The following is a 24,490-nucleotide window of genomic DNA, read 5'->3' as shown; positions in this document are numbered from 1 at the left end:
CCGGGAGACTGCGTTGATATCGAACAGATTTAGTATAGCGTCTAAGGGCTTGTGTTGAGGAGATCGAGACCGTTCGAGTCCACACTAAAGACATCCGTTTAAGTAGGTAAACAGAAGCAAATCGAACGACTTCGATTGGTTAGAACAAATCGATAGGGGTGTGTTCACACAAACTAGGTTAGTGCTGCCGTGTTGAATAGCGGACTCTGAGCCACGGTAAAGCGACTCCGATCTTGAGACCACTAGTGTCATCGGCTGACAAGCCGAATCAAATTCCGACCGTCCCGGCCAGACCGCTATTCAACAGAGCACGAGTAAGCTGTTTGTAAGATTTGAACGATCAGATAGATAATGGCCTCTCCCTCTCGATCAATCGGAACGGAAAGAGACGGTGAACCCCCCCACCCCTCGTTCAGACTGAAAACCGCTAATGAATTTGAGAGTGACCACCTAATCAGAATAAGAACGAACTCAAACCCGTGATGGAGGTCGTCGAATTAAAACGTCCAGAATCTAATTTCGGCTTTATCGGGCGTTCTCTCGTCTGAATTCACTCGTTTTTCAGTCTGAATGAGGGGTGTGTCTGACTGAGAGTCTAGGTATTGTCGTGAGTCCTTTTCAGTCTGAACGAGGGGTGGGGGGGTGTACTAGATTCTAGACTAGTATTCAGTATGAGTGAGGTAAATGAGATAAGAACAACCAGATGGTGGATTCCGGCGTTCTCACCATTCTTACGGCCGATATATCAGTTGGAGTCAGGTGCCACAACGTTATTAAGTGTCCGTGTAGCATACCGAGTATGTCGAACGAGGATTCGGATTCAGGGGTCGACCCACTCTTCGCGGACCAAGATCCGATCTTCGCCCGAAAAGAGCTCCTCCACGTGGGCCACGTCCCGGAAGAAAATCGGATCGTCGGTCGAGACACGGAAATCGAATCCGTCGCCCAGGAAATCGGTGCCGTGGTTCGAGACGACCCTCCGAACAACGTGATGATTTACGGGAAGACCGGCACTGGGAAGAGTCTCGTCTCTCGTCACGTTGCCAATCGAGCACGCACCGCTGCCCATTCTAACAGTGTCGAGTGTACAGTCGTGTATATCGACTGTTCCGAGGCAGACACCGAAACACGCGTCACGCGACAGATTGCGACAACACTCAAACAAGAGACTCCGTACGAGCAGCGCATTCCTCTCCGCGGGGTGGGAACGATGGAATACTACCAGCACATCTGGCGAATTCTCGATACATATCTCGATTCCGTTCTTCTCATCCTTGACGAAATCGACAAACTCGCCGACTCTAACGTCCTCATGCAGCTTTCCCGGGCTCGTGAGGCCGGCAAAACCGATTGCTACATCGGCGTCATTGGAATCAGTAACAAAATCCAATACAGAGAACAACTTGACGAGCGGATTGACTCTAGCTTCGGACACCGCGAGCTGTTTTTCCACCCGTACGACGCCGAACAGCTTCGAGAAATCATGCGAAACCGCACAGACGCGTTCCAACCCGGTGTCTTAGGTGCTGGAACGATTGAACTCTGTGCGGCTCTCGCTGCGAAGAAACACGGAGACGCCCGGAAAGCAATAGAAATCCTGAAAGAAGCAGGCGAGCTCGCCCGACGAAACGGTGACTCGAAAATCACCGACGATCACATCAATCAAGCGCAGAACGTCGCCGAAATCAACCGTATTGAAGAACTGACGAGTGGAGGAACCATTCACGCGAAACTGGCCCTCTATTCGCTCGCCAGTCTCATCATCACCGGATCGAAAGAGAGTTACTCGACACGTGAGGTGTACGAACGGTACGAACAGATGTGCGACTTAGCGGGGTACGACTCGGTCACCGAGAACGGGCTCTACAAGCAACTCAAAGAACAGGCGTTTCTCGGTGTTATCGAATCGACCAAGACCGGCGGCGGTCGTTCCCAAGGCAGCTACCTCCTTCACCGGTTGGTTACCAACCCTGAACACATCGTGAAAGCAGTGCATCGCGATGCGAGTCTTGATGCGTTACCGTCGTTTGAGGATCTTGAGGATATCTCCGAAGTACAGGACCAGTCATCGCAGACCACCCTGGGTTCCTAATCACTGCTTTCAGTCTGAATGAGGGGTCCCCTATAACAAACTGTATATCAGCCTGCTCTCGTGGTTCTTTTCACTCTGACTGGAGGTGTCTCCGTTTCAGCCCTATGCCATTGACGCTAACGGACTTACACTCTGAACGAGGGGACCCCTCCGCCAAATTGTACCCTGGTTCACAACCCGTTCTTTTCACTCTGACTGGGGGGTGTCCCTGTCCGAGTCTTGAACCCTAGACGTTAGGATCAAATACAGTCTGAGCGAGGCGTCCTCCCCCTTCGCGACTACAGTCGTGAATCGCAATCTTCGCTCTTATGCAAAGCTGCGGAAAACCCGTATAATTACACTGAACCGGCGCTAATCTGGCAAGATGTCTTCTGCTCAGCCAGCGTTCGGTGGGATGTTTCGGCAGCTGATTGAGCTAGGAGTTGTCAAGATCAGCACAGAGCCGCTTGATGCCCGCATCGAGCGGCGACTCAAGGAATTCTGGGAGAATACGTCCTGTCCACGCTGCGGTCAGCAAAGCATCGTCACGTGGGAAGAACTCGACCGAATCTGGTGCCGTGACTGCAATTTTAAGCCGGTTTTTATCTACGGCACGCCGTTCCACGAGAAGCACCTCACCGCGGGAGAGGTGCTTCTCGCGTTCACACTCTACGCCGATACGTTGCTCAGTGTCAACCAGATCGCCCCGTTTCTCGGGCGAGCCTACAGAACCGTCTATACGGCGATTCGAGACGTGGAAGCCACGCTGAACCGCGGCTTCCACGTCGTTTGGGAACTTCTCGATCAGGCCATCGTTGGACCCACCCAAGTTGACGAATCTGGCGAAGTCTGTTCGGGCTACAAAGGCCAAGAGCCGCCGCGAGAACGGCTGTTCCGCGGCGGCTCTTCCCAGACAGGTCGATCACGCTGGCGAGGCCGCCACGGTGATTAGTTGACGCTCGTCGCGGCGTGCCGCGACTCGCTTCGTGTGATTCGCGGACAACGTGGGATCGACTACGAAGGCGATCTTGAACCAGTGATTCAGGAGGCTGAAGACCTCTCCCAGCCGCTGGGAGAGGTCTGGACTGACGGACTCCAGGCATACCGACAGATTGATTTTGACCACCGAACGGTCGTCCACAAAGAGAGGTATGTTTCGCCAAGGGGCGTCCACATTAATCAGGCTGAGTGCTTGTTTTCGCTCGTTCAACCGTGGCTTCGGAAGTTCCGCGGCCTGTCCAAGCAGGGCTTGGAACAGGCCGCTCACACCTTCGGCATCATTCGGTCACTCACCCTCTCTGGTGAATCTGTCGAGTCAGCCATTGATTGTGTCGTTATCGGGTGGTTTCCGCAATTCTACATAAGAGCGAGTTATCTCGAGTTCACATTTGGGGAGGACCCGAACACGATTATCGAGACGCTTCGGGAAGATTCCCGACTGAAAGACGTCCACGGGGACGAACTGCGGACGGTGGCTCGGGCTCAAATCAATCAGTAGCTCCTCATCGGAACAAATCGATAGGAGGGTGCTGCAGCGGTCTAGCTCTCTCGGCACCGATAACAAGTCGATAGGGGTGCGTCGCTGGTGTTTGGTGGACTCTCCCACAACAAATCGATAAAGGTGCGCCGCTGGTGTCTGGTGGACTCTTCCACAACAAATCGATAGAGGTGTCTCTCTCGACCCGATTCTCTAGATATCGTCGAGACCGTCAGTGCAGCCGCTCCGACACGGAACTCAGGCTTCAGAAACAACTAGCTTCGGATGCTTTGTGGGGGTACTGAGTCTTGGATTCTCTCGACGAATTGACCGCTGTGATCGACAAAGCTCTCGACCGAGTCACTGTTCGCGATGTAAGCAATGGTTTTCGATACGCGATAAAAACACTATTTTCGTGAACAGTTGACTGACTAAAATACTCGTGGTTTACAAATCGCTCTCCAGTCGCTACAGACCAGCGCGTCAAACATCGTCGATTCACCGTCCTCAACAGACCGAACCGGCTTTGCCGATATTCGTATCGCTTTCACCGCACCGCCAGCGTTGTACATCGAGTTCGACTTCGTGTCAGCACAACGGCGGACACGGTGGGGTGTGTCCGGTCTGATTCCTGACGGTAATAAGTACTCCACTTATTGATATGTATGATTAACTACGGACACGGTGGTGTCGCTGGCACCGACGAGCGCCGCTTCGCGTTCGAACCCACGCCTCGCTCCGACTCGTCTCAGCGGTCGGCACCCGGGAGGTGAGAGACGTCTCCCGAGTAGAGGATGTACTCGACCGCGATTCCCGTCAGCGTCGAGTCCGCCTCGTCGGCGTACGACCGAGCGCGGTCGAAGTAGGCGTTGGAGATGTCGACGACGGCCTCGAAGGCGTCGCGGTCGGCCGAGGCGAGCAGGTACTCGGCGGTCACGGGCGTGAGCTGGCCCTCCGCGACGTCCGCACGGTAGTCGTCGACGTCGTCGAGCCACACCTGCGCGCCGATGATGGCGAAGACGATGGAACGTTCGAACGCCGGCTCGATTTCGAACCCCGCGGCACGGTACATCTCGAGCATGCCGTGGTAGATGACGCCGACCCGGTCGTACTGTGTGGTCAGGTACGGCAGGTCGAGTTCTTCCCGAGTGAACGGATGGTCGTCGTCCGCCATCGGACGGTGTTTGTACTCGGCCTCGATGGCGTCGCGCGCCGCTTCGGGCGTGAGGTCCCCGTCGCTCGACTCGGCGCTCACCAGCGCCATCAGTTCGCGGAACCGCTCGTCTTGGTCTTGATGGGCCTCGCTCAGTTCGACCGCGTGGTCGTACGCCGCCCGGACGTCGTCCGGGTACGACGCGAAGCCCGTCTCGACCCGCGACTGGAGACACGACTGGGCGACCTCGGCGACGCGTTCGCTGTCCGCGTCGACGTCCGCCTCGAACGTGACGAGGAAGTCGCCGAACTCCTCGTCGTTGATGGCGTCGCGCATGTCGCCGTCGAGGAGCGCGCTGACCACGAACGCCGTCATCTCACGTGCGTCCCCCACGAGCGCCCTCGCCGCCCGGTTCGCGCGCTGTCGGTGGGCGATACCGTCCGGACGCCCGCTCACCCCCGGAACGCCCCCGAGCAGTCCCCCACCCGCGCCGTTACTGTCGTCCTCGAGCGGGTCGTACTGTCTCGTCGCCCGTGAGCGTGCCCGCCGGAAGAGGTACCCGAGCGTGAGTTCGGCCGGCAGCGTCAGCTTCGTCTCGTACGTGAACGACACCGCGCGTTCGTGCACGCCGAACTCCTCGGCGAGCGCCCGCTCGCACGCGCCGTACAGGTCGGCGAGGATCTCGTCCATCACGCCGTCGACGCGCGACTTGAGCCCGAGCGCCCGGGCGTCGAACGTGCCCGTCGCCGCGTAGTATCCGAGGACGGCACGCTGGGCGGTCGGGACGCGACCGGAGTCGGCGACCAGCCGGGCGGCCCGCGCGAGCAGTCCGGGCCCGCTCATCGTGACCCCCCGACCCGGGCTCGACGTCGACCGCGACGCGGTCTGGCGGTTGTCATACGAGCGCCTCCCTGCGGAACCGGCTTGAAAGTTGCCATCCACGGCGTTCGCCGCGCGGTTCTGCGCCGCCGGACACCGGACGCGTTTTTATCGCGCCGGTCGACCCCATCGACATGAACAGGGGCGACAGTGACAGATGACCGCAAGCGAGCGATTCGGCGTTCGGCTGGGACGTCTCGGCGCGATCGGTCGCGTCGCCGCGCGCGTCCTGCCGGTCGACACCAACCCGGTCCCGTCGTCGTGGACGCATCTCACGAAGGTCGACCCCGAGGCGCGGCGGCGGCTCCCCCTCCTCTCCCCGCGCTACCTCTCGTACACCGACGCCGTCGCTGTCGGCGGGTCGACGGCGGTGACAGGTGCGAACACGGAGGCGACGTTCACGCTCCTCGCGGCCGTCGACGTCCCCGTGTTCCACGAACCGAGCGACCCGACACACGTGACCGACGACACCCGAGCGGCGGCGGCGTTCATCGCCATCCCGCAGGTGCTCAACGGGAGCGTCGAAGCCGTCGTGGGCGAACTCGGTGCCGGCATCGAACGGGTCAGAGGCGACCTGGCACCGGCTATCGTCGCCGACCACGTCCCGCGGTGGACGCCCGCGGCCCTTCGCGAGGTGCTCGCCGACGCGGCCACCTCGTGGCTCCTCGAGACGGCCGCGTTCGAGGCGTACCTCGTCCAGAACCCCGACAGTGCCGCCGCTCGGGAGGCAGGTGTCGGTGTCGACGACGTCCTCGGCCCCTCGGAGGCCGCACGCCGGGCCATGGTCGCCGACCGCTATCTGCACAGCCCCGTCCTCTACGTCGAGTACTCCGGCCGCTTCGGTGGCCAGGAGGCCGAACGCGTCCTCGCGGCCGTCTCGAACGCGGTCTCGTACTCGCGGGTGTGGTACGGCGGCGGGCTCGCGGCGGCCGAAGACGCCGATGCGATGCTCGCCGCGGGTGCCGACGCAGTGGTCGTCGGCAACGCCTTCCACGCCGTCGCGCGTGAGGAGGCGGCGCTTTTCTCGCGGGCCCGCGACGTGCTCGCCCCCGCCGCGTCGCGCGAGCGCATCGAGGCGTGGCTCGCGACCGAGGTCACCCCCGAGCGAACGGCGGCCGCGGCGTACCTCTCGACGGTCCCCGCGCTCTCTGACCCGGTGGGGGTCGCCGAGGGACTGCTCGTCGACACCCTCGCTGTCTGGTCTCGGCTTCGCGCGCTCTCGCCTCACCCCTCGCGTGCCGCGCTGGAGCGCGCCGTCTCGGTGGCCCGTCTCGGCCTCGACGGGGTCGACGGTGGGGACGAGCAGTGGGCGCGAGCGGCCCTCGACGCGACACAGGGGCGTGAGACGGCACTCTCGGCGCAGCTAAGCCCGTTCGTCGCCGCGACGAGCGACGACGTCGGCGGCACCTCGGACGCCTGACAACGCCTGCCATCGGAAGTGGTAGCTCACGCATAACAAATCCCCGCCGACCCGACGTACAGGCCGACACCACCATGGACAACCCGCCAACCTGCAGTCGCTGTGGCTGCCCGCTCACGCGCGAACACACCGGGATGCTGTCGATGTCGATCAGCACACTCTGTGCGGACTGCGACCGCAGCGCCTGACCGGCCCTGTCGTTATCGCGTGTTGACACGCTGGACTACTGTCGACACCGATACCGTCACACGGTCGGCGGCTGGCGTCGGCTCGTCACGCGTACCCCTGTTTTCACTCAGCGAACTGGGGGAGTGAAATATATACGCACCGGCCGCCTACCCCGTTCAGTAATCGATGACTGACGAGGACAGTGAGACGTTCCACGTACTCCACGTCGACGACGACGCAAGCGTCCGTGACCTCGTCGCCTCCTTCCTCCCGCTCGAGCGACCGGCACTCGAGGTTCGGTCGTTCGCGTCGGCGCCGGCGGCACTCGACGCGCTCGACGGCGTCGACTGCATCGTCTCGGACTACGAGATGCCCGAGATGGACGGGCTGGCGTTCCTCAAACGCGTTCGTGCCGACTCCCCAGACCTGCCGTTCGTCCTCTACACGGCGGCCGGGAGCGAGGAACTCGCCGCCGAGGCCATCTCCGCCGGGGTGACCGACTACTTCCCGAAGTCCACGAAGCGCGAGCAGTACACGCTGCTCGCCAATCGGGTCCAGAACTTCGCCACCCAGTACCGGACGGCGCGAGCGATGGGCGCTCAGCAGCGGCGTTTCCGCAAACTGGTCGAGTACTCCTCGGACGTGGTCTCCATCGTCGACGCCAACGGCGTCTTCCAGTACCTCTCACCGGCCGCGAGCAACGTGTTCGGCTACGACCCCGACGACCTCGTCGGGGAGGTCGGCTTCGACTACCTCCACCCCGACGACGTCGAGTATGCCGTCGAGACGCTCTTCGAGGCCATCGCCGACCCCTCGTACCGCCCGGTCATCACCTTCCGCTTCGCTCACCCCGAGAAGGGGTGGGTCGTCCTCGAGAACACCGGCCGGAACCTCATCGACGACCCCGACATCGAAGGGTTCGTCATCAACTCGCACGACGTCACCGAGCGGGTCGCCCACGTGGCCGAACTGGAACGCCAGCGCGACCGCCTCGCGGAGTTCGCGAGCGTCGTCAGCCACGACCTCCGCAACCCCCTCTCCGTCGCCGGCGGCAACCTCTCGTTGCTCGAACAGACCGGCGACACCGCCCACGCCGCCCACATTCGACTCGCGCTCGAACGGATGGAAACGATCATCGACGACCTCCTCACGCTCGCCCGGGAGGGCGAGAACATCAACTCGCTCGGCCCGGTCTCGCTCTCTGCGGTGGCCGAGTCGGCCTGGCAGTCCGTCGATACCAAGTCGGCTCGGCTCTCCGTCGACACCCCGCTCGTCGTCCTCGCGGACGCTGGACGACTCCAGCAACTGCTCGAGAACCTCTTCTCGAACGCCGTCACGTACGCCGGGCCGACAGCACACGTCCGCGTCTTCGACCTCCGCGACGACCGGACCCACGACCCCGCGCCGACGACCGGCCAGCAGAACGAGCCCACGCGCGGCTTCGCCGTCGCCGACGACGGCCCCGGTATCCCCCCGTCCGACCGCGAGCGGGTCCTCGACTACGGCGTCTCCTCGGACCCCGACAGAACCGGGTTCGGCCTCGCCATCGTCCGGCGGGTCGCCGAGGCACACGGCTGGACGGTCACCGTGACCGACCGGCCCGACGGCGGGGCGATGTTCGTGTTCACCGACGTGCGCACTCCTGCTCCCGACGCGGCCGACGACCACCCACCCGCGTGAGCGGCTGAGAACCCGTCAGAACTCGATACTCACTATGCTCCACAGTCGCTCGCGGACGCTCGTCGGACCGATTCCGCCGCCCAGCCCACCCGAACCTCGGCCAGCCCCGGCCGCTGAACCATCTCGACCACGTGTCCGCTCGTCGACACCGGTCGTGCGGAGTCGGCCCCGCCCGCCGAACGCCCCCGGCGGACTCAGGCCCCCTCGACACGGCTGCCGCCACCGTGCAGTTGGTCGCACCGCTCCCCTCGACAGCGAACTCGCCGGTGGTGCTCACGCTTTGGACGGGCAAGGAGTTCTGACACGCCCGCGGGACAGTGCATGGTCACTGCTCGGCCCGCCGCGTCACCGACTCGTTCCGACGTTACACGAATAACGATGTAACGCTCGAGGGTCACCTCGGCGTGGACGAGTCCCGGCGTGCGGTGGGAGCGATGAGCGACGGGTGGACGCCGGTGGTCGTCGCCGAGTGCGGCCGCCGTCGGCGGTCAGATGTCGGTGACACGCCGGTAGTCGTCGTCGAGTGCCTGCGCGTCCTCGGGGAGCAGCGCGACCACGAGGTTGTCGGCGAAGGAGGCGAAGTAGTCGACGAGCGCGGCGATTCGGTTCGAGTCGATCGCCTCCAGCGAGTCCATGAGGAGGAAGGGACAGGTCTCGTACACCTCGTGGACGAGATAGCCCGCGAGGGCGAACACCAAGCCGGTGACCTCGCGTTCGCTCTCGGAGAGGTGGTCGACCGTGTCCTCGTAGGCGGTGCCGTCGTCGGTCGACCGGATGATGTGGAGGTCGAACGAGTTCTTCGTCACCCGGCGGCGTCCCTCACGCACCCGTTTCTCGGTCCGTTCGATCCAGATGCGGTCGATGTTCCGGTACTCGAGGAGCGAGAGCACCTCGTCCATGTGTTCGTTGAACTCCGTGACAGCCTCGCGCTCGATGCGGTCGATGCGCGTCCGGAGTTCTTCCAGTTCCTCGTTGATCTCTTCTCGCTCGGCCTCGAGGTCCTCGCGGTCGTCGAGTCGGCGTTCGATCTCCTCCAGTTCGGCTTCGACCTCGCGCTTCTCGTCTCTGAGCCGGTCGAGTTCGAACTCGCGGCGGTTGACGTCCTTGTGGCGGTCGAGCACCTCGCTGTAGGTCTCGTCTTCGAGCGACTCGACTTCGTCTTCCAGTTCGGTGACGCGCTCTTTCAACTCCGCGCGGCGTTCTTGAAGCTGCTCGACCTTGTCCTCGCGTCGCTCGATCTCGTCTTCGACGCTCGTCAGTCGGCGTTCGAGTTGCTCGTACTCCCTGGTGGCGTTGCGGACCTCGTCACGGCGTGACTGCTGTTCCGACACCTCCTGTTTGAGCGAGCGCCGCTCGGCGATCTTCTCCTGACGCAGCTCCCGCAGGCGGTCGAGCGTCGCCTCGATGTCACCCTCGTCGACCTCGGAGCCGCAGGTCCAGCAGACGACGGCGCTGTCGGCGAGCAGGCCGTCGGTCACCGACCCGTTCTCGTCGTCGCGGAGCGCCTGAGCGATCTCCTCGTTCGTCCCCTCGAGCATCTCCTCGTTGAACTGGATGACGCTCTGGAGCTGCTTGACGGTCGAATCGAGCGCCTGCTGGCGGTCGCGGAGGCGGTCGAGTTCGGCCTCGATCTTCGTGACGTCGACCTCCTCCTCGCCGTCGGCCGCGTCGAGTTCGGCCTCCACCTCGTCGCGGTCGGTCCGGAGCGAGTCGAGGCTCTCGCGCTCGGTCTCCAGGTCGTACCGGATGGACTCGAGCTCGTCGCGCGCGTCGCCGAGTGCGTCGAGCTTGTTGTCGAGGCTGTCCTTCTCCTCTCGCGAGCGCTGGACGCTCGCGTCGGCCGTCTCCAGCTCCTCACGGGCGGCTTCGAGTTCGGCCTCCGTCTCCTCGATCCGGTCTGCGAGCTGGGTTCGCCGCGTCTCGAGTTCGGGGAGCCGGTCGGAGAGGCTGTCGAGTTCGTCGAGTTCGTCGTCGATCGAGCGCTTCTCCTCTTTGAGCCGGTCGATCTCGGCGTTGATCGCGGCCGTATCGACCGGACGCATGATGAGCTCGCGGAGGTCGTCACCGCGGGCGACGGCCCGGCGCGCCTCGTTCGACTCGAGCAGGAACGCGAACAGGTCGGCGAGTTCGGGCTTGTCCAGGTAGGGTGTCCCGCCCGTGCGAACGCTGCTCCCGGCGCGTTCGAGCGTCCGTGTGAACGTCTCGCCGCCGACTGACAGGTCGACGCGTCCCTCGTCGGCGTCGCCCTTGAGCGAGACGTGCTCGCTCCCGAGCGCGGACATGAGTGCCTGAAGGAACGAGGTACGGTTCGTCGCGTTCCGGCCGGCGAGAACTGTGACACCCGGTCGAAGCGTGACGTCGGCGTCGGAGATGCCACCGACGTTCTCGACGTGGACGTCGATGGCGGTGTCCACGTCGGTATCCGGCGTCTGTGCTGAGGTCATTAGTTAGATGTACTCCGGACTGTACATAAACGTTCATGACCTGGGCAGAACTGTCGGCTGGTCCCGCGATTACCTGAATTATTCTTTCTCGCGGTATCAAAGCGATAAGAGCGGGACGCTCCGAATCGACGCCTGTGGAGACTGCGCTCCCTGTGGATACCTCGGTATCTGCAAAGCGCGTCGTTGAAACAGGAAGCCCCACCCTCAAGGAGCGAACGGCGTCAGCCGTGAGCGAGTAGGGTGGGGTAGTTCACTCGGCGTCGGCCGATTCACAGTCACAGCCGCCGCGCTCGATGAGTTCGACCGCCTCGTACTGTGACCCGCAGTCGGCGCAGTACACCTGGACGTCGGTCAGCACCTCGAACTCGCCGACGGTGATGTCGCCGGCGTTCGCGAGCCGCGTGAGGCCGCTCTCGGTCACGACCGAGACCCGTCCCTGCAGGCGACGGATGGTTTGGGCCTCCTTCTCGACGCGCGACTCCTCTTCGGTCTCGAGTTCGGCCCCGCGGTGCTCGCGGAGGTAGGTGTGGATGGCCTGGTGGGAGACGAAGTCGGACTCGACCTGCTCGCGGTCGACGCCGTCGCGTTCGAGTTGGCGGCGGGCCTCGGTCTGCATCCCCGGGCTGACGTCGTCCCCGCGGAGCAGGCGATAGGTGTTCTCCACCTCGCCGTCGAGCGGGCTCGCCCCCGCCTCGTCGAGGGCCGCCTCGAGGACCGCTCGGTTGAACCGGTCGGCGAGGCTCCGCAGGCTCTCGCGCTCGCCCGACGCGCCCGTCCACCGTCGCTCTAGCTCGTCACCGAGTCCCTCGAGGCCGTACTCCTCGATGACGCGTTCGACCTTGCTCCGTGGGCCCGGTGTGGAGTCGGCGCTACCCATGACGTTCAGTCCTCCCGCTCGTCCCTCTTGGATGTACCGACTCTCCGACCCCCGCCGCTCCCGACGCTTCCGCACCTGCTGTCGGTTCGCGAGGACGGCGTGTGCAGCCTGTCGGTCTCGTCGTCCCGGCGACCGTGGCTGATATGACCCCTCGACGCCCACCCTGCTGCCGACGCTGATATATGTCCTTAGATTTAAGCCCGTGTCGGTACTCGGGTCGGTATGAGCAAACTCGACCACGTCGACCCGGCGGCACTCAGAGAGAAACTCGCCGACACGGGCGACGCGAAGGCGACCAAACGACTCATGGTCGCGCTCGACTACCTCGACGGCGTCGCCGTCGACGAACTGAGCGACCGCTACGGAATCCCGCGCTCGACCGTCTACTACTGGCTCTCGCGGTTCGACGAACGTCCCATCGACGAGGCCATCACGGACGAGGACCGGCCCGGGCGGCCGACGGCCCTCGACCGGTCCGTCCTCGAGGACGTCGTCGCCGCCGGACCGCGCGAGTACGACGTCGACGCCGAGGAGTGGTCACCCGCGACGCTCAGGGACGTCCTCGACCGCGAGTTCGACGTCTCGTACTCCGAGGGACACGTCCGCCGCCTCCTCAAGGAACTCACCGACTGACGTCACGAGTACAACGAGAACTGTTCGAAATCCGGCTCGCCGCCCGCCCGCCTCCGCCCCCGGCGCGTCGACGTCGTGCGGACGGATTCAAGACATCTGGGTGTCTCTCACTGCCATGCGATTCATCGGTGGCCCCATCAACGCCGTGTTCGTCGTGCTCGTGGTCGTCCTCGCCGCGGGCACCGCGGGTGCGACGATGTTCTTCCAACACTCCGTCGAGCAACTCGACACCCAGAACACGGAGCTCCGCGAGCGAAACGCCGCCCTGCGCGGCGAACTCCAGGCGACGGAACAGGAGCTCTCGAACACGAGAGCCGAACTCGCCGACCTCGACAGCGCGCTCGAGACCACGCGCGGGGACGTCAGCCAGGTCTCGTCGAACCTCGAGGAGACGGAGTCCCAACTCGATGCGACCCAGTCGGAGCTGTCGTCGACGTCGTCGGCACTGTCGACGACCCGCGAGCGACTCCAGCGCAGCCGTTCGGAGCTGTCGACTCTCCAGTCACAGGTCCGAAGCCTCCGCGAGAACGAGCGCGAGCTTCGGTCGCGAGTCGACAGCCTCGAAGCCGACAACGAGGAACTCGCCGACGAACGCGCGTCCCTGCAACGACAGCTCGACGACGCCGACGCCGACGTCACGCGACTCGAGAGCCGCGTCGGCAGCCTCGAAGCGACGGTCGACCGGCTCGAGCGCGACCTCCGAACCGCGTGCGCCGCCATCGACGGAGAGCGGCCCGCCGTCTGCTGAGCGCGGGGCCAAACACGTTTGTGCGTCCCGTGAGTTGTCACCGTCATGACCCCTTCGTCGTTCGGTCACCTGACCCCGGAGACGCTCGCGCTCTTTGCCGACCGGTACGAACTCACGATGCTGCAGGGGTACCTCGCTCGCGAGCACACCCCGGAGGCGGCGTTCAGCCTCTACTTCCGCGACCTGCCGCGGCACCGGGGATACGTCGTCGCCGCCGGGCTCGAACAGGTGCTCGCCGCCCTGGACTCGCTCACCTTCGGCGAGCGCGCCCTCACGTATCTCGCCGAGGAAGGGTTCGACGACGACTTCCTCGACTCGCTCGCGGACTTCTCCTTCTCGGGTGATGTCAGGGCCGTCCCCGAGGGGACCGTCGTCTTCCCGAACGAGCCGCTCGTCGAGGTCCGCGCGCCCCTGCCCGAAGCGCAGTTGCTCGAGACCCTCTTCCTCAACCAGGTCGGCTTTCAGAGCCTCGTCGCGACGAAGGCCGCCCGGATGCGCGACGTCGTCGAGCGCGAGGGCGACGGTCAGACCCTCGTCGACTTCGGGTCGCGCCGTGCTCACGGGACCGACGCCGGGCTGAAAGCCGCCCGTGCGGCGTACGTCGGCGGCTTCGACGGCACTTCGCTGCTCGCGGCGGGGGAGGCCTTCGGCGTCCCGACCTACGGGACGATGGCGCACTCGTGGGTCCAGAGCTTCCCGACGGAGCGCGAGTCGTTCAGGGCGTTCGTCGACACCTACGGCGACGAGAGCACGCTCCTCATCGACACCTACGACACCGTCGCGGGTGCGGAACTCGCGGCCGAGGTCGCTCGCGAGGCCGGTGTCGACCTGCGCGGCGTGCGCCTCGACTCGGGCGACCTCGTGGCGCTCTCGAAGGAGGTACACGAACGTCTGCCCGACGTCGACGTGTTCGTCTCCTCGGGGATGGACGAGTACACCATCCGCGAGTTCCTCCGTTCGGACGGGGTGGCCGACGGCTTCGGCCCCGGGACGGCGCTCACGACGAGTCGGGACGCCCCCTCGCTCGACCCGGTGTACAAGCTGGTCGCGGTCGAACAGGTGGGTGAGGGTGGACTCCAGCCGAGCATGAAACTCTCGTCGGGGAAGGTGACGTACCCCGGCGAGAAGCGCGTCGGCCGGGTCGAGGCGGACGGTACGTACGTCCACGACGTCCTCGGGAAACGAGACGAGGCGGGGCCGGGTCGTGACCTGCTCGAACCCGTCGTCCGAGGGGGCGAGCGGGTGTCAGCGTCCCCGACACTCGACGAGATTCGAGAGACGACGCGACGGAACGTCCGGTCGCTCCCGCCCGCGGTGCGGGACATCGAGGAGCCGGGGACGTACGAGGTGCGCGTCAGTGACGGGCTCGGCGCCGAGACGGAGCGGCTGCGGACGCGACTCGAGCGGCGCGAGGAGTGACGGTTCTGGGCCCGATGAGTGGGTGAGCCTGGGGATTCCACCCGGACCACGGGTCGACGGTGCGTGTGGTCAGACCGCCGTCTGGAAGGTCCAGCCGTCGCCCTCGACCAGGTCCTTGGCGGTGAGGGTGTCGAGGATGCTGTACAGGGAGAGTTTCGTCATCCCGAGCGACTCCGACAGCTCCGAGACGTTCGACTCGCCGTGTGCGGCGAGGAAGAGGTAGACGAGCTTCGAGCCGTCGGCCTCGATCTCGGCGGGGATGCCGTCGAACTGCTGGGATGTCTGGGTGAGCTGAGGGGCCATCGTCGTATCTCTACACACGCTGTCATGTGTGTAAAAGGTTACTACGTAATGAGTAAATATTATATTCCGGGTCGAACCGCGCGACGGACGCGGTGTCAAACCGTCTGCAACGGAACCCGCCGAATCGTGAGCCCGCCCGCCGGCGTGACGAGAACCACGAGCGGCGGGTCCTCGGCCGTCGGCGCGAACTGGAGGTCCCACCGGTACGTCGCCTCCGTCTCCCCGTCGAGGGTCGCCCGCACGCGGTAGACCCCTTTCCGGTAGGTGACGCTCTCCTCTTTGACGCCCGCCGTGGGGGCCAGGGTGTAGTCGCGTTCGAGCACCGTCCGGCTCGCCGTGCTCGTCTCATCTGCGCCGTTCTCGCCGAGGAACTCGACGGTCACGGCGACGGTGTGCGACTCCGGATGGACGTTGTACACGCGGTACGAGGCGTCACCACCCTCACAGACCGCGGCGAAGTTCTCGCCCGGGTCTGACGATGCGAACACCTCCGTACAGTGGATGTGCCGTGAGTCGTAGTCGGCGACGCGAATCGTCAGGTCGGCGGTGACGAAGTACAGCGCCGGTGTCTGTCCCCAGTCGGCGTGTGCCTCGGGGTAGTTCGCGTAGCCGGAACAGCTCGCGAGCACGTAGTGGCCGCCCTGCGCCGCGCGGTCGTCGGTGGTCCGACACTGCACGGAGCTGTCTGTCATGTCGGGCTCGAAGAGCGCGTTGTACGTTCGGGCGCGCTCGGCGTCGCGGACGTACTCCCGGACCGCCTCGCGGGAGGGGTCAGCGGGACGGTCGGGGTACGACCGCGGCCCGTCGACGAAGTCGCCGTAGGTTCCGGTGACCGTCGTGGCCGGCACGCTCGTTCGCGTCGGCGTCCGTGTCGAGGGTGACGACGAACCCGTCGGTGACCCACCGGTACACCCGGCTACCAGCCAGAGGAGGCCAGCGCCGGCGGTGTGGAGGTACCGCCGTCTGCCGAAGGAGGGCATGGTGTCGACGCAGTCCGGCGGCTTGATACGTCTTGTGGGCCGGGGGAATCCGTCTCAAGCGGTATGATAAGACAGTACCACTGCTCAGTTTTACTGATTAGTTTTACTGAACAGTATAACTATTTAGTACGACTGAATCGTCTGACGGAGATTTATGCCTCTCCCTCCCGGTCTCACACCCATGCTCACCTACACGGTGTACTCCGAGGCCGGCGGGGTGGGGAAGACGACCATCTCGGCCAACTGTGCGGTCGCCCACGCTCGCGCCGGCCACGACGTCCTGGTCATCGACATGGACCCCCAAGACGGGAGCCTCTCGTACCTCCTTGACGTCGACGACGAGCGGGGACAGAGCGGCGTCGACAACCTCGTCCGGCACCTCATCGGGCGTCCCGGCGGCGCGTTCGACGACCTCGTCCACGAGACCGAACACGGGGTGAGCGTGGTCCCCTCGCACAACATGCTCGAACGGCTCACCGAACTCCTGTTGAAGACCGCCGACCTCGAGGAGGACACCCACCCCGACCCCGACTACGAGTACCCGATGTACGAACAGCTCCTGCGGGTGCTTCAGGAGGCCGACGTTCCCGCCAGATACGACGTGCTCATCGTGGACCCGCCGGCGACGACCGGGCCGCAACTCTACAACGCGTTGTACGCCACGCGCAACCTCGTCGTCCCGCTCGAACTCTCCGGGAAGGGCCAACAGTCCATCACCGGGCTCGAGGACCTCGTCGAGGGGCTCGAAGGGGAACTCGGCATCAACATCGGCGTCCTCGCCGCGGTCCCGAACGAGGTGAAGAACACGGCCGACCAGCGCGCCTACCGCGAGAAGCTCGAGGGTCTCGGCTACGACGTCCCCGTCGTCATCGGTGACCGGACCTCGATGTTCGAGGGGTGTTGGCGCACGCAGTGCTCGGCGTTCACCTTCGTCGAGGAACACCGCTCGCGCACGCGCGACTACGAGGTGGAGACGCTCGAGCAGTTCGAGACGCTCGCCGCACATCTCACTCGCCAGGTCGACCTGGAGGTCCCCGCATGAAGAGCGGCACTGGCGACGACCCGTTCGGTGACCTGGTGTCGGAGGAACGAGGCGACGAGGAGGCGAGTGAGTCGCCCACAGAGACGACGTCCGAGACGACCGACGACGAACCGGCGGCGGACGTGGCTGTGGACGCCGCTACCGACACCGACGGCGACGCCGACACCGAGACGGACACCACCTCTGCTCTGGACGTCGACGGAGCGGGAGACGACGACGGCATCCCGTGGGTGCTTCGCCGCCGGTCGGTCAAGGACGACCGCCCCAACGTGACGCAGTTCTTCCTCCGCGACGAGACCGACCGGGCCGAACGGCGCTTCCGCGGCGAGGTCGAGGAGCGACTCGACACCGACGTCTACCTGCTCGACCTCCGCGAGGCGGCGTACGTCGTCGCGATGCAACATCCCGACGAGGTGGCGTCGCTGCTCGGGCGGTGGGGCTACGACTACCGCGACTAGCCTTCCCGAAGAGATATATCGAATCGCCTGAATGTGTGGGTATGGAAGAGCTCGACGACGGGCTGTGGCGGACCCTAGCCCGCATCTACACCGTCATCCTCGCCTGTGGGGTCTGTGTCCCCGCGACGACGGCGATTCCGGTGCTCGTCGGGCTCGACTCGTTCTTCGTGCTGCTCGTGTTCGGTGTCGTCGGCCTCGGCCTCGCCGGCGGCGTCACCTACCTCGTCGACGCCCAGCTCGAAGCGGCGGCACAGCGGCTCGACGTGGAGCCGACGGACCGCGCGGGCGACGCGGCGGGGGCGTGAGCTGCGAGTCACGTAATTGACACCCTCCCCGCGCTGAAGCGCGAGGATTCCTCCGTTGGGGGTTCGGCTACCGACCCACGGAGGCAACTTGCGGGTTCGTGCGCACTTCTTTGGGACTTTCGTGAGGGTGTGGTTTCCCCGACCAATTGTGGTCGTCCCACTCGAATCGCACGGGCCGTGCCATCGGCCTGATTTCGCAATCGCTGTTTTCTCGAAGGAACGTCTCTGACGCCGTGAGATCGGCGTGTCCCTCGAAACCGCACGGACACGTCAGCGTATCTTCGTGGCGAACCGTCTCCTCGTGGTCGCCACACTCGGGACACGCCTGACTCGTCCACGCTTCCGACTCGGCTTCGAGGCCGATTCCGTATTCCTCACAGACGCACGCGAGACGGTGGATGAACTTCTTGAACGCCCAGAAGTTGTGCGTCTTCTCGTTCACCTTGACCGACCAGTGCGTTTCCAGCACGTCGGTCAAGTCGCCCACGTACACCGTCCCCACGCCCTCGTCGTACAGCCGTTCGACGAGGTCGCGCACCAGCGCATTCTGTGCGTGGTCACGGCGTTTCGTCCGCTGTCGGTACAGCCGTCGAATCCGTTTGGAACTATAGCGCCCCTCTCGGAGTCGTCCGGAAGACTCCGTCTTCCGTGATTCCGAGAGACTGCGTCTCTCGGGCAATTTCGACTGTAGGCGAGCGATTTCGTCAGTCGTCGCGCGGAACCGTCCGAACAACTCCCGACCGTCGTAGAGGTACTGGTTTCCAGTAGTCGTGGAACAGGCGACGAGATTGTTCGCGCCAACGTCGAGGGCGGCTTCGTCGGAAGCCAGTGGTGAATCCAGTCGAGAATCAGGTACGGCGACTGGTTGGAAAGCCCTGAACGTGTCGCTAACCTCGTCGTACTCAACTTCCAGACGACCCTGTTTGCCGTCCCACTTCGGGTTGCCTCGGACTTCGAGGCGGAGTCGTTCGTGGTAGCCGAGTCCGTGTTCGTCTTTCAGTTCTTGTCCGACAGGGATTTCGAGACGGCTACGTTTGCCCCACTCAATCGTGTACTGGTTGCATCGGATGTAGGTACGGAGTTCGCGTCCGTCCTCCTCGTTGCCCCAGTACGACGGTGGGTTGGCGTACTCGCCTTTCTCCTTGAGGGCGAAGAACGACCGCCACGCTTCGCTGTTCTTGCGCGTGACCTGTTGAACGGTCGCGCTTCCGACGACACCGTTGTACTGTCCACGGTACTCGGAAGTGTCCCACACGTCGCCGTCACCGAAGTAGTTCTGACGACGTTCGTAGGTCAGTTCGTTCCACAGAGAAGTGGATGCATCGAGTAGCCGTAGAAGACACTCTTTGTCGTTCTCGGTCTGTGGGACGACCTCGAAGGTGTTAACACGCTTCATTCGTCGTCACCCTCCTGTTCAGCGATGTAGCGTTCGACAGCGCCCTTTGAGGCACTACCCGCCGTACCGACGTAGTACGAACGAGTCCACTTCACGCGGTCGTCGTACTGCTGGTTGTACTTGCGGGCGGAGATGCCTTTCACCCAGTTGACGATGAGTGACGGGCCGTTCTTCGGTGGACTCCCGATGAACAGGTGTACGTGGTCGGGCATGACCTCGGACTCGGCCAGTTCGAGGCACTTGTCCTCACAGATTTCCGCGAAGATGGTTTCGAGACGTTCCTTCGTTTTCCCCGTCAGATGCGAACGCCGATACTGAGTGGAACCCTGTTCCGCGAGGTCAGCGGAATCTTCGATTCCGCCAGATTTCGGCACGAGTACTATGTGATAATAGAGTTCGTATTTCGCATGACGGGTACTCTTCACCATCTATGGATACTATCATGGTCGGACAAGTTAAAAATCGCGTTGGAACCCCGTCCGTGCCATCGTCGGCGGTTGCATACTGTTGGTCGGCTTCATCCCCGTCGCCAGACTACGTCTGGCGGGCAACCAGAACGCGGAGCGTTCTGGTGACGCCCTGAAGGGCGAGGCTTTCGCCTCGATTTTTTTGTAACGGGCGGGCGAATCGGCTCGCATGAGTGCTGTCGACGACCTCGGACGCGTCGTGTTCACGCGCCGCAACGCGCTCACCGCCGTCGCGATGGTCGCGCTCGCGCTCGTCGGCTTCGCCCTCCCCGACGGCACGCTCAGCTACGCCGCGTACCTGTCGCTCTTCTCGGTGTGGATGATCGGGTTCGTGTTGACCGTCGTCGACCTCCTCCGACTCCGAAACGCGTGAGCACGTCCCCGCCGTCTGCCGAATGTGACGCTCCGCCCGTCCAGTGTCACTGCTCAACTCTCCTGTATAATTAGACTGTTTAGTTGTACTGTCTAGTCAAACTATTCATTATAACTGTTTAGTCAAACTGTTTAGTCAAACTATTTCGTCATATCCACACGCCCCGCCTGACGGTCCCCGCTGCCGAACAAACCGTTCGTCGATTGAAACGGATTGAGTAGCTTTTACAATCAGTGCGTTCGGAGCGAAACCAATGAAGGCACGACTTCTCGCTGTGCTTGTCGTCTTCTCCCTCCTCGCCGGCGCACAGCCGGTCGCCGCCGAGCAGGTCACGGGACAGCCGGAGCTGAGCCTCTCGGTACAGGACAACCGTATCGCCCCTGGTGAACGAAGTACGCTGAACATCGCCGTCACGAACGATGGCTCGCTCGACCGCGGGGGCCCCGCGGCGCTCGAACAGCGCATCAAGACCGCCCGCGGCGTTTCGGTCACGGTGCTCGACGAACAGATCAACGCACCCATCGAGGTGCGGTCGGGGACCGTCACGCTCGGGAGCCTCCCCGACGGCTCGGTCGCGGCGGCCTCCTTCCGGCTGGAGACGGGTGAGTCGCTCGAACCCGGAACCTACGAGATTCCCGTCGAAGTCGCCTACTCGTACACCCGCAGCGCGGACTACTCCGAGAGCCTCTCCCCGCCGGGCTACTCCGACGTCAACTACGCCGACTCCTTCCGCCGGGAGACGATGACCGTCGAACTCGTCGTCGAGCGCGAACCCCGGTTCGAGGTGGTCCCCGGCGAGACCGACCCGGTCGTCGCTGGCGACACCGGGACGCTCCGGTTCGACCTCGAGAACGTCGGGACGGAGACGGCGCGGCAGGCGACCGTCTCGCTCTCGACGCAGAGCGACGACCTCTTCTTCGGCCAGCCGAGCCAGCCACGCGGCTCGCAGTCGGTGTTCGTCGAGGAACTCGCGCCGGGCGAGCGCCACTCCGTCGCCGTGCAGGTCGGCGCGAGCGCGAGCCTCTCGCCGGGGAGCTACCCCGTCGCCGTCGACGTGGCGTACGAGACACCAGACGGCCTCGACGGCCAGTCCGAGACGCTCTCTACCGGTGTTCGAGTCGAGTCCGAACGGACCTTCGACGTGCGGAACCTCTCGACCAGCGCGTTCCGCGTCGACGAGGGCGAAGCCACCGTACGAGCGACCGTGGTGAACACGGGAGCGGCGGCGGCACAGAACGTCGTCGTCCGCGTGCAGGGTCCACAGCCGTTGCAGGCGACGGGCCCAGAGGCGGCCGTCGGCGACCTCGGGCCCGGTGAGTCGGCGGATGCGACGTTCACGTTCGCCGTCCCCGCCGACGCCGAACCGGGGTCGCTCTCGCTGTCGTTCGCCGTCGAGTACGAGAACGCCGACGGCGACCTCCGTCGCCTCGACGAGCCCATCCGCCGCGGCGTGACGCTCGAACCGGAGCGCGACACGTTCGAGGTCGTCGACGTCAACACGTCCGTCACGGCGGGCGGCGAGGGGACACTCGCCGTGACCGTCCGGTACAACGGCGAGCAGCCGATCTCGAACGCCAACGCGAAGGTGTTCGTCAACGACCCGCTCTCGTCGGCTGACGACGGCGCCTTCCTGGGCTCGTTCGAGCCGGGTGAGACCCGAACGGCGGAGTTCTCCGTCGCCGCGTCGGGCACCGCGATGGCGAAACAGTACCCCGCCTCGGTCGAGGTGCGCTACGACGACGCCAGCGGCAACTCGAAGCTCGCCGACGGCCTCCAGTTCGGCGTCCCCATCGGCGCCGCGTCGGGTGGACTTCCCATCGGCTACGTCGGCGCGGGCGTCGGCGTCCTCGTCCTCGCCGGTGGCGTCTTCGTCTGGCAGCGACAGCGAGACTGACGAATGGACCTCCTCCGTTCCGCCTTCGCGCGCGTGGGCAACCGGATCCAGAAGCGACCGCTCCTGACGCTCGTGGTCGTCGTCAGCCTCATCGTCGTCGCCGGCGCGGGTGCCTCCCAGATCACGAGCGTGACGGGCAACCAGGCGTTCGTCGACTCGAACCCGACACTCGAACGCTTCGAGGACACCTTCGACCGCGGGACGATGGCCGTCCTCGTCCGCGGCGACGTCACGGAGCCGGCGACGATGCGCGCGATCGACACGTTCGACAGACGGATGGAGACGGCCGACAGGGTCGTGTCGGTGTTGACACCCGCCGACCAGGTCCGCGCCGAGTACGGGCGCATCCCCGACTCGCAGGCACAGATCGAGCGCGTCGTCGGCGACCGTTCGTCGACTGTCGTCACCGTGGTCCTCGAGTCGGGGCTCACCCAGGAAGAACAGCGGCCCGTGTACGAGGACGCGCTCGACGCCCGGTCGTGGGCCGCCTTCCCCGCCGGCACCGAGGTCGTCATCACCGGTCAGCCGGCGTTCTCCGCGCAGCTCTCGGTGTTGATCCAACAGAGCACCCAGCAGCTGCTCGGACTCGCCGTCGGCCTCATGGTCATCGCGCTCTTCTTCCTCTTCCGCGGCGTTCGGCTCCGACTGCTCCCGATCGTCGCCGTCTTCGTCGGCGTCATCTACACGTTCGGCGCGATGGGGTATCTGGGCATCCCGAACTCGACGCTCACCTCGGCGGTGTTCCCCATCCTCATCGGCCTCGGCATCGACTACTCTGTGCAGTTCCACCAGCGCTACGAGGAGGAACTGGAACGGGCACCACCCTCCGAGGCGCTCCCGGCCGCACTCGCGGGCATCGGACCCGCCGTTCTGGTGGCGATGCTCGCGGCGGCGCTCGGCTTCGGGGCCACCTGGGTCGCGACCCTGGGCGTTCCGGCGTTCGAGTGGTTCGCTCAGACCTCTATCCTCGGCGTGATGCTCTCGTTCATGACGGGCATCTTCCTGCTCACCCCCGTCCTGACGCTGTGGGTCCGTTGGCGCTACGACGCGGAGTCGACGACGCCCCGGCCAGCGGTGGACGATGACGACGAACTGAGCGACGTCGCCCGCTTCCTCGGTCGCGGGGCGCGCTTCTTCGCCTCGCACCCGGCGCTCATCCTCGCCATCGCCGGCTTACTCACGGTCGGGGGGTTCTACGCCGGCGAGAGCCTCGGTACCCTCGCGGACTTCGAGGAGTTCTTTCCACAGGACCTCCCGGCGTACGTCAATCTCCAGCAGTTCCGCGCCGTCTCCGGCGGCGGGGACGCCGCCCGCTACGACATCATCGTCTCCGGGACCGACCTGCGCGACCCCGAGACGTTGCGCTGGATGGAACGCTTCAGCGCAGCGGCCGCCGGGAGCGGCCAGATCGTCGCCGTCGAGTCGCCGGCGACGGTCGTCGCAGGCGCCAACGGTGGCGAGATTCCCGCCACCGAGGCCGGGGTCGAGCGGGCGCTCGACCGGGTCCCCCCCGAGCGCCGTCAGCAGTTCTACACCGACGGCTACGCCCACATCGTCGTCATCGCCGAGTCGGATATCACTCCTCGGGAGACCCTCTCGCTCATCCGCTCGATCGAGTCCGCGCTCGAACTCAGCCAGCCCCCCGCGGGCGTCGAGGCAGACCTGACGGGGACCGCCGTCATCTCGACCCCTTCGGTCATCGACCAGATCGAGTCGCGCGACCAGATTACGGGGTACGGCGTCCTCGCCGTGTTCGTGCTCTTGCTCCTGTACTACCGCGACCCGGTGAAGGCGCTCGCGCCCCTGATTCCCATGCTGTTCGTCGTCGGCTGGCAGAACATCTACATGGCCGCCTTCGACATCCGGGTCTCACCGCTCGGTGCCTCGCTGGGCGCGCTCTCTGTGGGAATCGGTGCGGAGTACACCGTCATCGTGATGGAGCGGTACTTCGAGGAGAAACGCCGCGGTGCCGACCCCCTCGACGCCATCGAGACCGCCGGGGCCCGCGTCGGCAAGGCCATCACCATCTCCGGGATGACCACCGTGTTCGGCTTCTCGGCGCTGACGCTCTCCCCGTTCCCCATCATCGGGGACTTCGGCTATCTGACGGTCGGCGTCATCTTCCTCACGCTGGTGGCCGCCATCACGACTCTGCCCCCGGTGCTCGTCGTGCTCGACCAGCTCCGGATGGACGTCCGTTCGTGGCTCGACTCGGACGGCGTCGAGACGGTCCTCGATGCTGACTGAGCGGGTATACTGACCAGTGTGACTGGGCAGTGTGACTATTGTAAATCTCCAACTCG

At 64.5% G+C, this 24,490-nt stretch carries 19 protein-coding genes and 2 pseudogenes; 14 read left to right on the top strand and 7 right to left on the bottom strand.

Features of this window, described 5'->3' with window-relative positions; translation table 11 throughout:
• Positions 1–799: 799 nt before the first annotated feature.
• Both E6N53_RS20245 and E6N53_RS20240 read left to right on the top strand, forming a co-directional pair.
• A complete protein-coding gene (locus tag E6N53_RS20245) occupies positions 800–2,092 on the top strand; it encodes a Cdc6/Cdc18 family protein (protein WP_142861217.1) in 1,293 nt (430 codons plus the stop codon).
• Between the two features lie 364 nt (positions 2,093–2,456).
• Positions 2,457–3,419 (top strand): annotated as a pseudogene (locus E6N53_RS20240) (IS1595 family transposase); the annotation flags it as partial.
• Positions 3,420–4,296: 877 nt separating this feature from the next.
• Here E6N53_RS20240 and E6N53_RS20235 read toward each other — a convergent pair.
• Positions 4,297–5,544, bottom strand: coding sequence for a hypothetical protein (locus tag E6N53_RS20235; RefSeq protein ID WP_142861216.1), 1,248 nt, complete (start codon positions 5,542–5,544; stop codon positions 4,297–4,299).
• A 193-nt stretch (positions 5,545–5,737) separates the two neighbouring features.
• Here E6N53_RS20235 and E6N53_RS20230 point away from each other — a divergent pair, with 193 nt between their 5' ends.
• Together E6N53_RS20230 and E6N53_RS20225 are read left to right on the top strand one after the other, a co-directional pair.
• Positions 5,738–7,000: a geranylgeranylglyceryl/heptaprenylglyceryl phosphate synthase gene (locus E6N53_RS20230; protein WP_142861215.1), complete on the top strand. Its 1,263-nt coding sequence runs from the start codon at positions 5,738–5,740 to the stop codon at positions 6,998–7,000.
• Positions 7,001–7,354: 354 nt separating this feature from the next.
• On the top strand, positions 7,355–8,848 hold the full coding sequence (locus tag E6N53_RS20225; protein WP_142861214.1) for a sensor histidine kinase: 1,494 nt from the start codon (positions 7,355–7,357) through the stop codon (positions 8,846–8,848).
• Positions 8,849–9,336: 488 nt separating this feature from the next.
• Here E6N53_RS20225 and E6N53_RS20220 read toward each other — a convergent pair whose 3' ends face one another.
• Entirely contained in the window at positions 9,337–11,292 is a 1,956-nt protein-coding gene (locus E6N53_RS20220) for an archaea-specific SMC-related protein (protein WP_136602705.1), read from the bottom strand.
• Positions 11,293–11,372: 80 nt separating this feature from the next.
• Here E6N53_RS20220 and E6N53_RS20215 point away from each other — a divergent pair.
• A pseudogene (locus E6N53_RS20215) lies at positions 11,373–11,531 on the top strand (RNA-guided endonuclease TnpB family protein); the annotation flags it as partial.
• An 11-nt stretch (positions 11,532–11,542) separates the two neighbouring features.
• Here the strand turns inward: E6N53_RS20215 and rdfA are convergent.
• Positions 11,543–12,169, bottom strand: coding sequence for a rod-determining factor RdfA (rdfA, locus tag E6N53_RS20210; protein ID WP_142861213.1), 627 nt, complete (start codon positions 12,167–12,169; stop codon positions 11,543–11,545).
• A 222-nt stretch (positions 12,170–12,391) separates the two neighbouring features.
• On the opposite strand from rdfA, the gene E6N53_RS20205 reads away from it, so the two are divergent.
• From E6N53_RS20205 to E6N53_RS20195, 3 genes are all read left to right on the top strand, one after another.
• Entirely contained in the window at positions 12,392–12,802 is a 411-nt protein-coding gene (locus E6N53_RS20205; protein WP_136591727.1) for a helix-turn-helix domain-containing protein, read from the top strand.
• Between the two features lie 115 nt (positions 12,803–12,917).
• Positions 12,918–13,550: a chromosome partitioning protein gene (locus E6N53_RS20200; protein ID WP_142861212.1), complete on the top strand. Its 633-nt coding sequence runs from the start codon at positions 12,918–12,920 to the stop codon at positions 13,548–13,550.
• A gap of 45 nt (positions 13,551–13,595) precedes the next feature.
• Positions 13,596–14,969 (top strand): nicotinate phosphoribosyltransferase, encoded by a 1,374-nt coding sequence (locus E6N53_RS20195; protein WP_142861211.1) that lies wholly within the window; start codon positions 13,596–13,598, stop codon positions 14,967–14,969.
• Between the two features lie 69 nt (positions 14,970–15,038).
• Here the strand turns inward: E6N53_RS20195 and E6N53_RS20190 are convergent, their stop codons facing one another.
• Complete coding sequence (locus E6N53_RS20190) at positions 15,039–15,272, bottom strand: helix-turn-helix domain-containing protein (RefSeq protein WP_142861210.1); 234 nt, start codon at positions 15,270–15,272, stop codon at positions 15,039–15,041.
• Between the two features lie 95 nt (positions 15,273–15,367).
• Positions 15,368–16,252: an Ig-like domain-containing protein gene (locus E6N53_RS20185; RefSeq protein ID WP_142861209.1), complete on the bottom strand. Its 885-nt coding sequence runs from the start codon at positions 16,250–16,252 to the stop codon at positions 15,368–15,370.
• A 181-nt stretch (positions 16,253–16,433) separates the two neighbouring features.
• On the opposite strand from E6N53_RS20185, the gene E6N53_RS20180 reads away from it, so the two are divergent.
• Genes E6N53_RS20180 through E6N53_RS20170 form a run of 3 tightly spaced genes read left to right on the top strand, consistent with a single transcriptional unit; the run spans position 16,434 to position 18,057 of the window.
• Positions 16,434–17,294 (top strand): ParA family protein, encoded by an 861-nt coding sequence (locus E6N53_RS20180; protein WP_142861208.1) that lies wholly within the window; start codon positions 16,434–16,436, stop codon positions 17,292–17,294.
• Positions 17,291–17,752 (top strand): DUF7970 domain-containing protein, encoded by a 462-nt coding sequence (locus tag E6N53_RS20175; RefSeq protein ID WP_142861207.1) that lies wholly within the window; start codon positions 17,291–17,293, stop codon positions 17,750–17,752. The genes E6N53_RS20180 and E6N53_RS20175 overlap by 4 nt, the downstream gene beginning before the upstream one ends.
• Before the next feature lie 41 nt (positions 17,753–17,793).
• Positions 17,794–18,057 (top strand): hypothetical protein, encoded by a 264-nt coding sequence (locus tag E6N53_RS20170; RefSeq protein ID WP_142861206.1) that lies wholly within the window; start codon positions 17,794–17,796, stop codon positions 18,055–18,057.
• Between the two features lie 67 nt (positions 18,058–18,124).
• Here the strand turns inward: E6N53_RS20170 and E6N53_RS20165 are convergent, their stop codons facing one another.
• Both E6N53_RS20165 and tnpA read right to left on the bottom strand, forming a co-directional pair.
• Positions 18,125–19,453, bottom strand: coding sequence for an RNA-guided endonuclease InsQ/TnpB family protein (locus E6N53_RS20165; RefSeq protein WP_142861205.1), 1,329 nt, complete (start codon positions 19,451–19,453; stop codon positions 18,125–18,127).
• Positions 19,450–19,881: an IS200/IS605 family transposase gene (tnpA, locus tag E6N53_RS20160; protein ID WP_142861204.1), complete on the bottom strand. Its 432-nt coding sequence runs from the start codon at positions 19,879–19,881 to the stop codon at positions 19,450–19,452. Before tnpA ends, E6N53_RS20165 begins: the two co-directional genes overlap by 4 nt.
• A gap of 208 nt (positions 19,882–20,089) precedes the next feature.
• Between tnpA and E6N53_RS20155 the strand changes: the two genes are divergently transcribed.
• The 3 genes from E6N53_RS20155 (at position 20,090) to E6N53_RS20145 (ending at position 24,434) form a co-directional block, all read left to right on the top strand.
• Positions 20,090–20,293 (top strand): hypothetical protein, encoded by a 204-nt coding sequence (locus tag E6N53_RS20155; RefSeq protein ID WP_142861203.1) that lies wholly within the window; start codon positions 20,090–20,092, stop codon positions 20,291–20,293.
• A gap of 253 nt (positions 20,294–20,546) precedes the next feature.
• Positions 20,547–22,187, top strand: a complete 1,641-nt coding sequence (locus E6N53_RS20150; protein WP_142861202.1) for a COG1361 S-layer family protein — start codon at positions 20,547–20,549, stop codon at positions 22,185–22,187.
• 3 nt (positions 22,188–22,190) lie between these two features.
• Complete coding sequence (locus E6N53_RS20145; protein WP_142861201.1) at positions 22,191–24,434, top strand: efflux RND transporter permease subunit; 2,244 nt, start codon at positions 22,191–22,193, stop codon at positions 24,432–24,434.
• Positions 24,435–24,490: the final 56 nt, after the last annotated feature.

The sequence above is a fragment of the Salinigranum halophilum genome (genome assembly GCF_007004735.1).
Classification (GTDB): Archaea; Halobacteriota; Halobacteria; order Halobacteriales; family Haloferacaceae; genus Salinigranum; species Salinigranum halophilum.
The sequence above is the reverse complement of the archived record's forward strand: the minus strand, read 5'-3'. Positions and strand labels throughout refer to the sequence as shown.

Excerpts from the sequence above, each read along its gene's own strand:
- E6N53_RS20245 (WP_142861217.1), top strand. The coding sequence starts at position 800 with ATGTCGAACGAGGATTCGGATTCAGGGGTCGACCCACTCTTCGCGGAC.
- E6N53_RS20235 (WP_142861216.1), bottom strand. The coding sequence starts at position 5,544 with ATGAGCGGGCCCGGACTGCTCGCGCGGGCCGCCCGGCTGGTCGCCGAC.
- E6N53_RS20230 (WP_142861215.1), top strand. The coding sequence starts at position 5,738 with ATGACCGCAAGCGAGCGATTCGGCGTTCGGCTGGGACGTCTCGGCGCG.
- E6N53_RS20225 (WP_142861214.1), top strand. The coding sequence starts at position 7,355 with ATGACTGACGAGGACAGTGAGACGTTCCACGTACTCCACGTCGACGAC.
- E6N53_RS20220 (WP_136602705.1), bottom strand. The coding sequence starts at position 11,292 with ATGACCTCAGCACAGACGCCGGATACCGACGTGGACACCGCCATCGAC.
- rdfA (WP_142861213.1), bottom strand. The coding sequence starts at position 12,169 with ATGGGTAGCGCCGACTCCACACCGGGCCCACGGAGCAAGGTCGAACGC.
- E6N53_RS20205 (WP_136591727.1), top strand. The coding sequence starts at position 12,392 with ATGAGCAAACTCGACCACGTCGACCCGGCGGCACTCAGAGAGAAACTC.
- E6N53_RS20200 (WP_142861212.1), top strand. The coding sequence starts at position 12,918 with ATGCGATTCATCGGTGGCCCCATCAACGCCGTGTTCGTCGTGCTCGTG.
- E6N53_RS20195 (WP_142861211.1), top strand. The coding sequence starts at position 13,596 with ATGACCCCTTCGTCGTTCGGTCACCTGACCCCGGAGACGCTCGCGCTC.
- E6N53_RS20190 (WP_142861210.1), bottom strand. The coding sequence starts at position 15,272 with ATGGCCCCTCAGCTCACCCAGACATCCCAGCAGTTCGACGGCATCCCC.
- E6N53_RS20185 (WP_142861209.1), bottom strand. The coding sequence starts at position 16,252 with ATGCCCTCCTTCGGCAGACGGCGGTACCTCCACACCGCCGGCGCTGGC.
- E6N53_RS20180 (WP_142861208.1), top strand. The coding sequence starts at position 16,434 with ATGCTCACCTACACGGTGTACTCCGAGGCCGGCGGGGTGGGGAAGACG.
- E6N53_RS20175 (WP_142861207.1), top strand. The coding sequence starts at position 17,291 with ATGAAGAGCGGCACTGGCGACGACCCGTTCGGTGACCTGGTGTCGGAG.
- E6N53_RS20170 (WP_142861206.1), top strand. The coding sequence starts at position 17,794 with ATGGAAGAGCTCGACGACGGGCTGTGGCGGACCCTAGCCCGCATCTAC.
- E6N53_RS20165 (WP_142861205.1), bottom strand. The coding sequence starts at position 19,453 with ATGAAGCGTGTTAACACCTTCGAGGTCGTCCCACAGACCGAGAACGAC.
- tnpA (WP_142861204.1), bottom strand. The coding sequence starts at position 19,881 with ATGGTGAAGAGTACCCGTCATGCGAAATACGAACTCTATTATCACATA.
- E6N53_RS20155 (WP_142861203.1), top strand. The coding sequence starts at position 20,090 with ATGAGTGCTGTCGACGACCTCGGACGCGTCGTGTTCACGCGCCGCAAC.
- E6N53_RS20150 (WP_142861202.1), top strand. The coding sequence starts at position 20,547 with ATGAAGGCACGACTTCTCGCTGTGCTTGTCGTCTTCTCCCTCCTCGCC.
- E6N53_RS20145 (WP_142861201.1), top strand. The coding sequence starts at position 22,191 with ATGGACCTCCTCCGTTCCGCCTTCGCGCGCGTGGGCAACCGGATCCAG.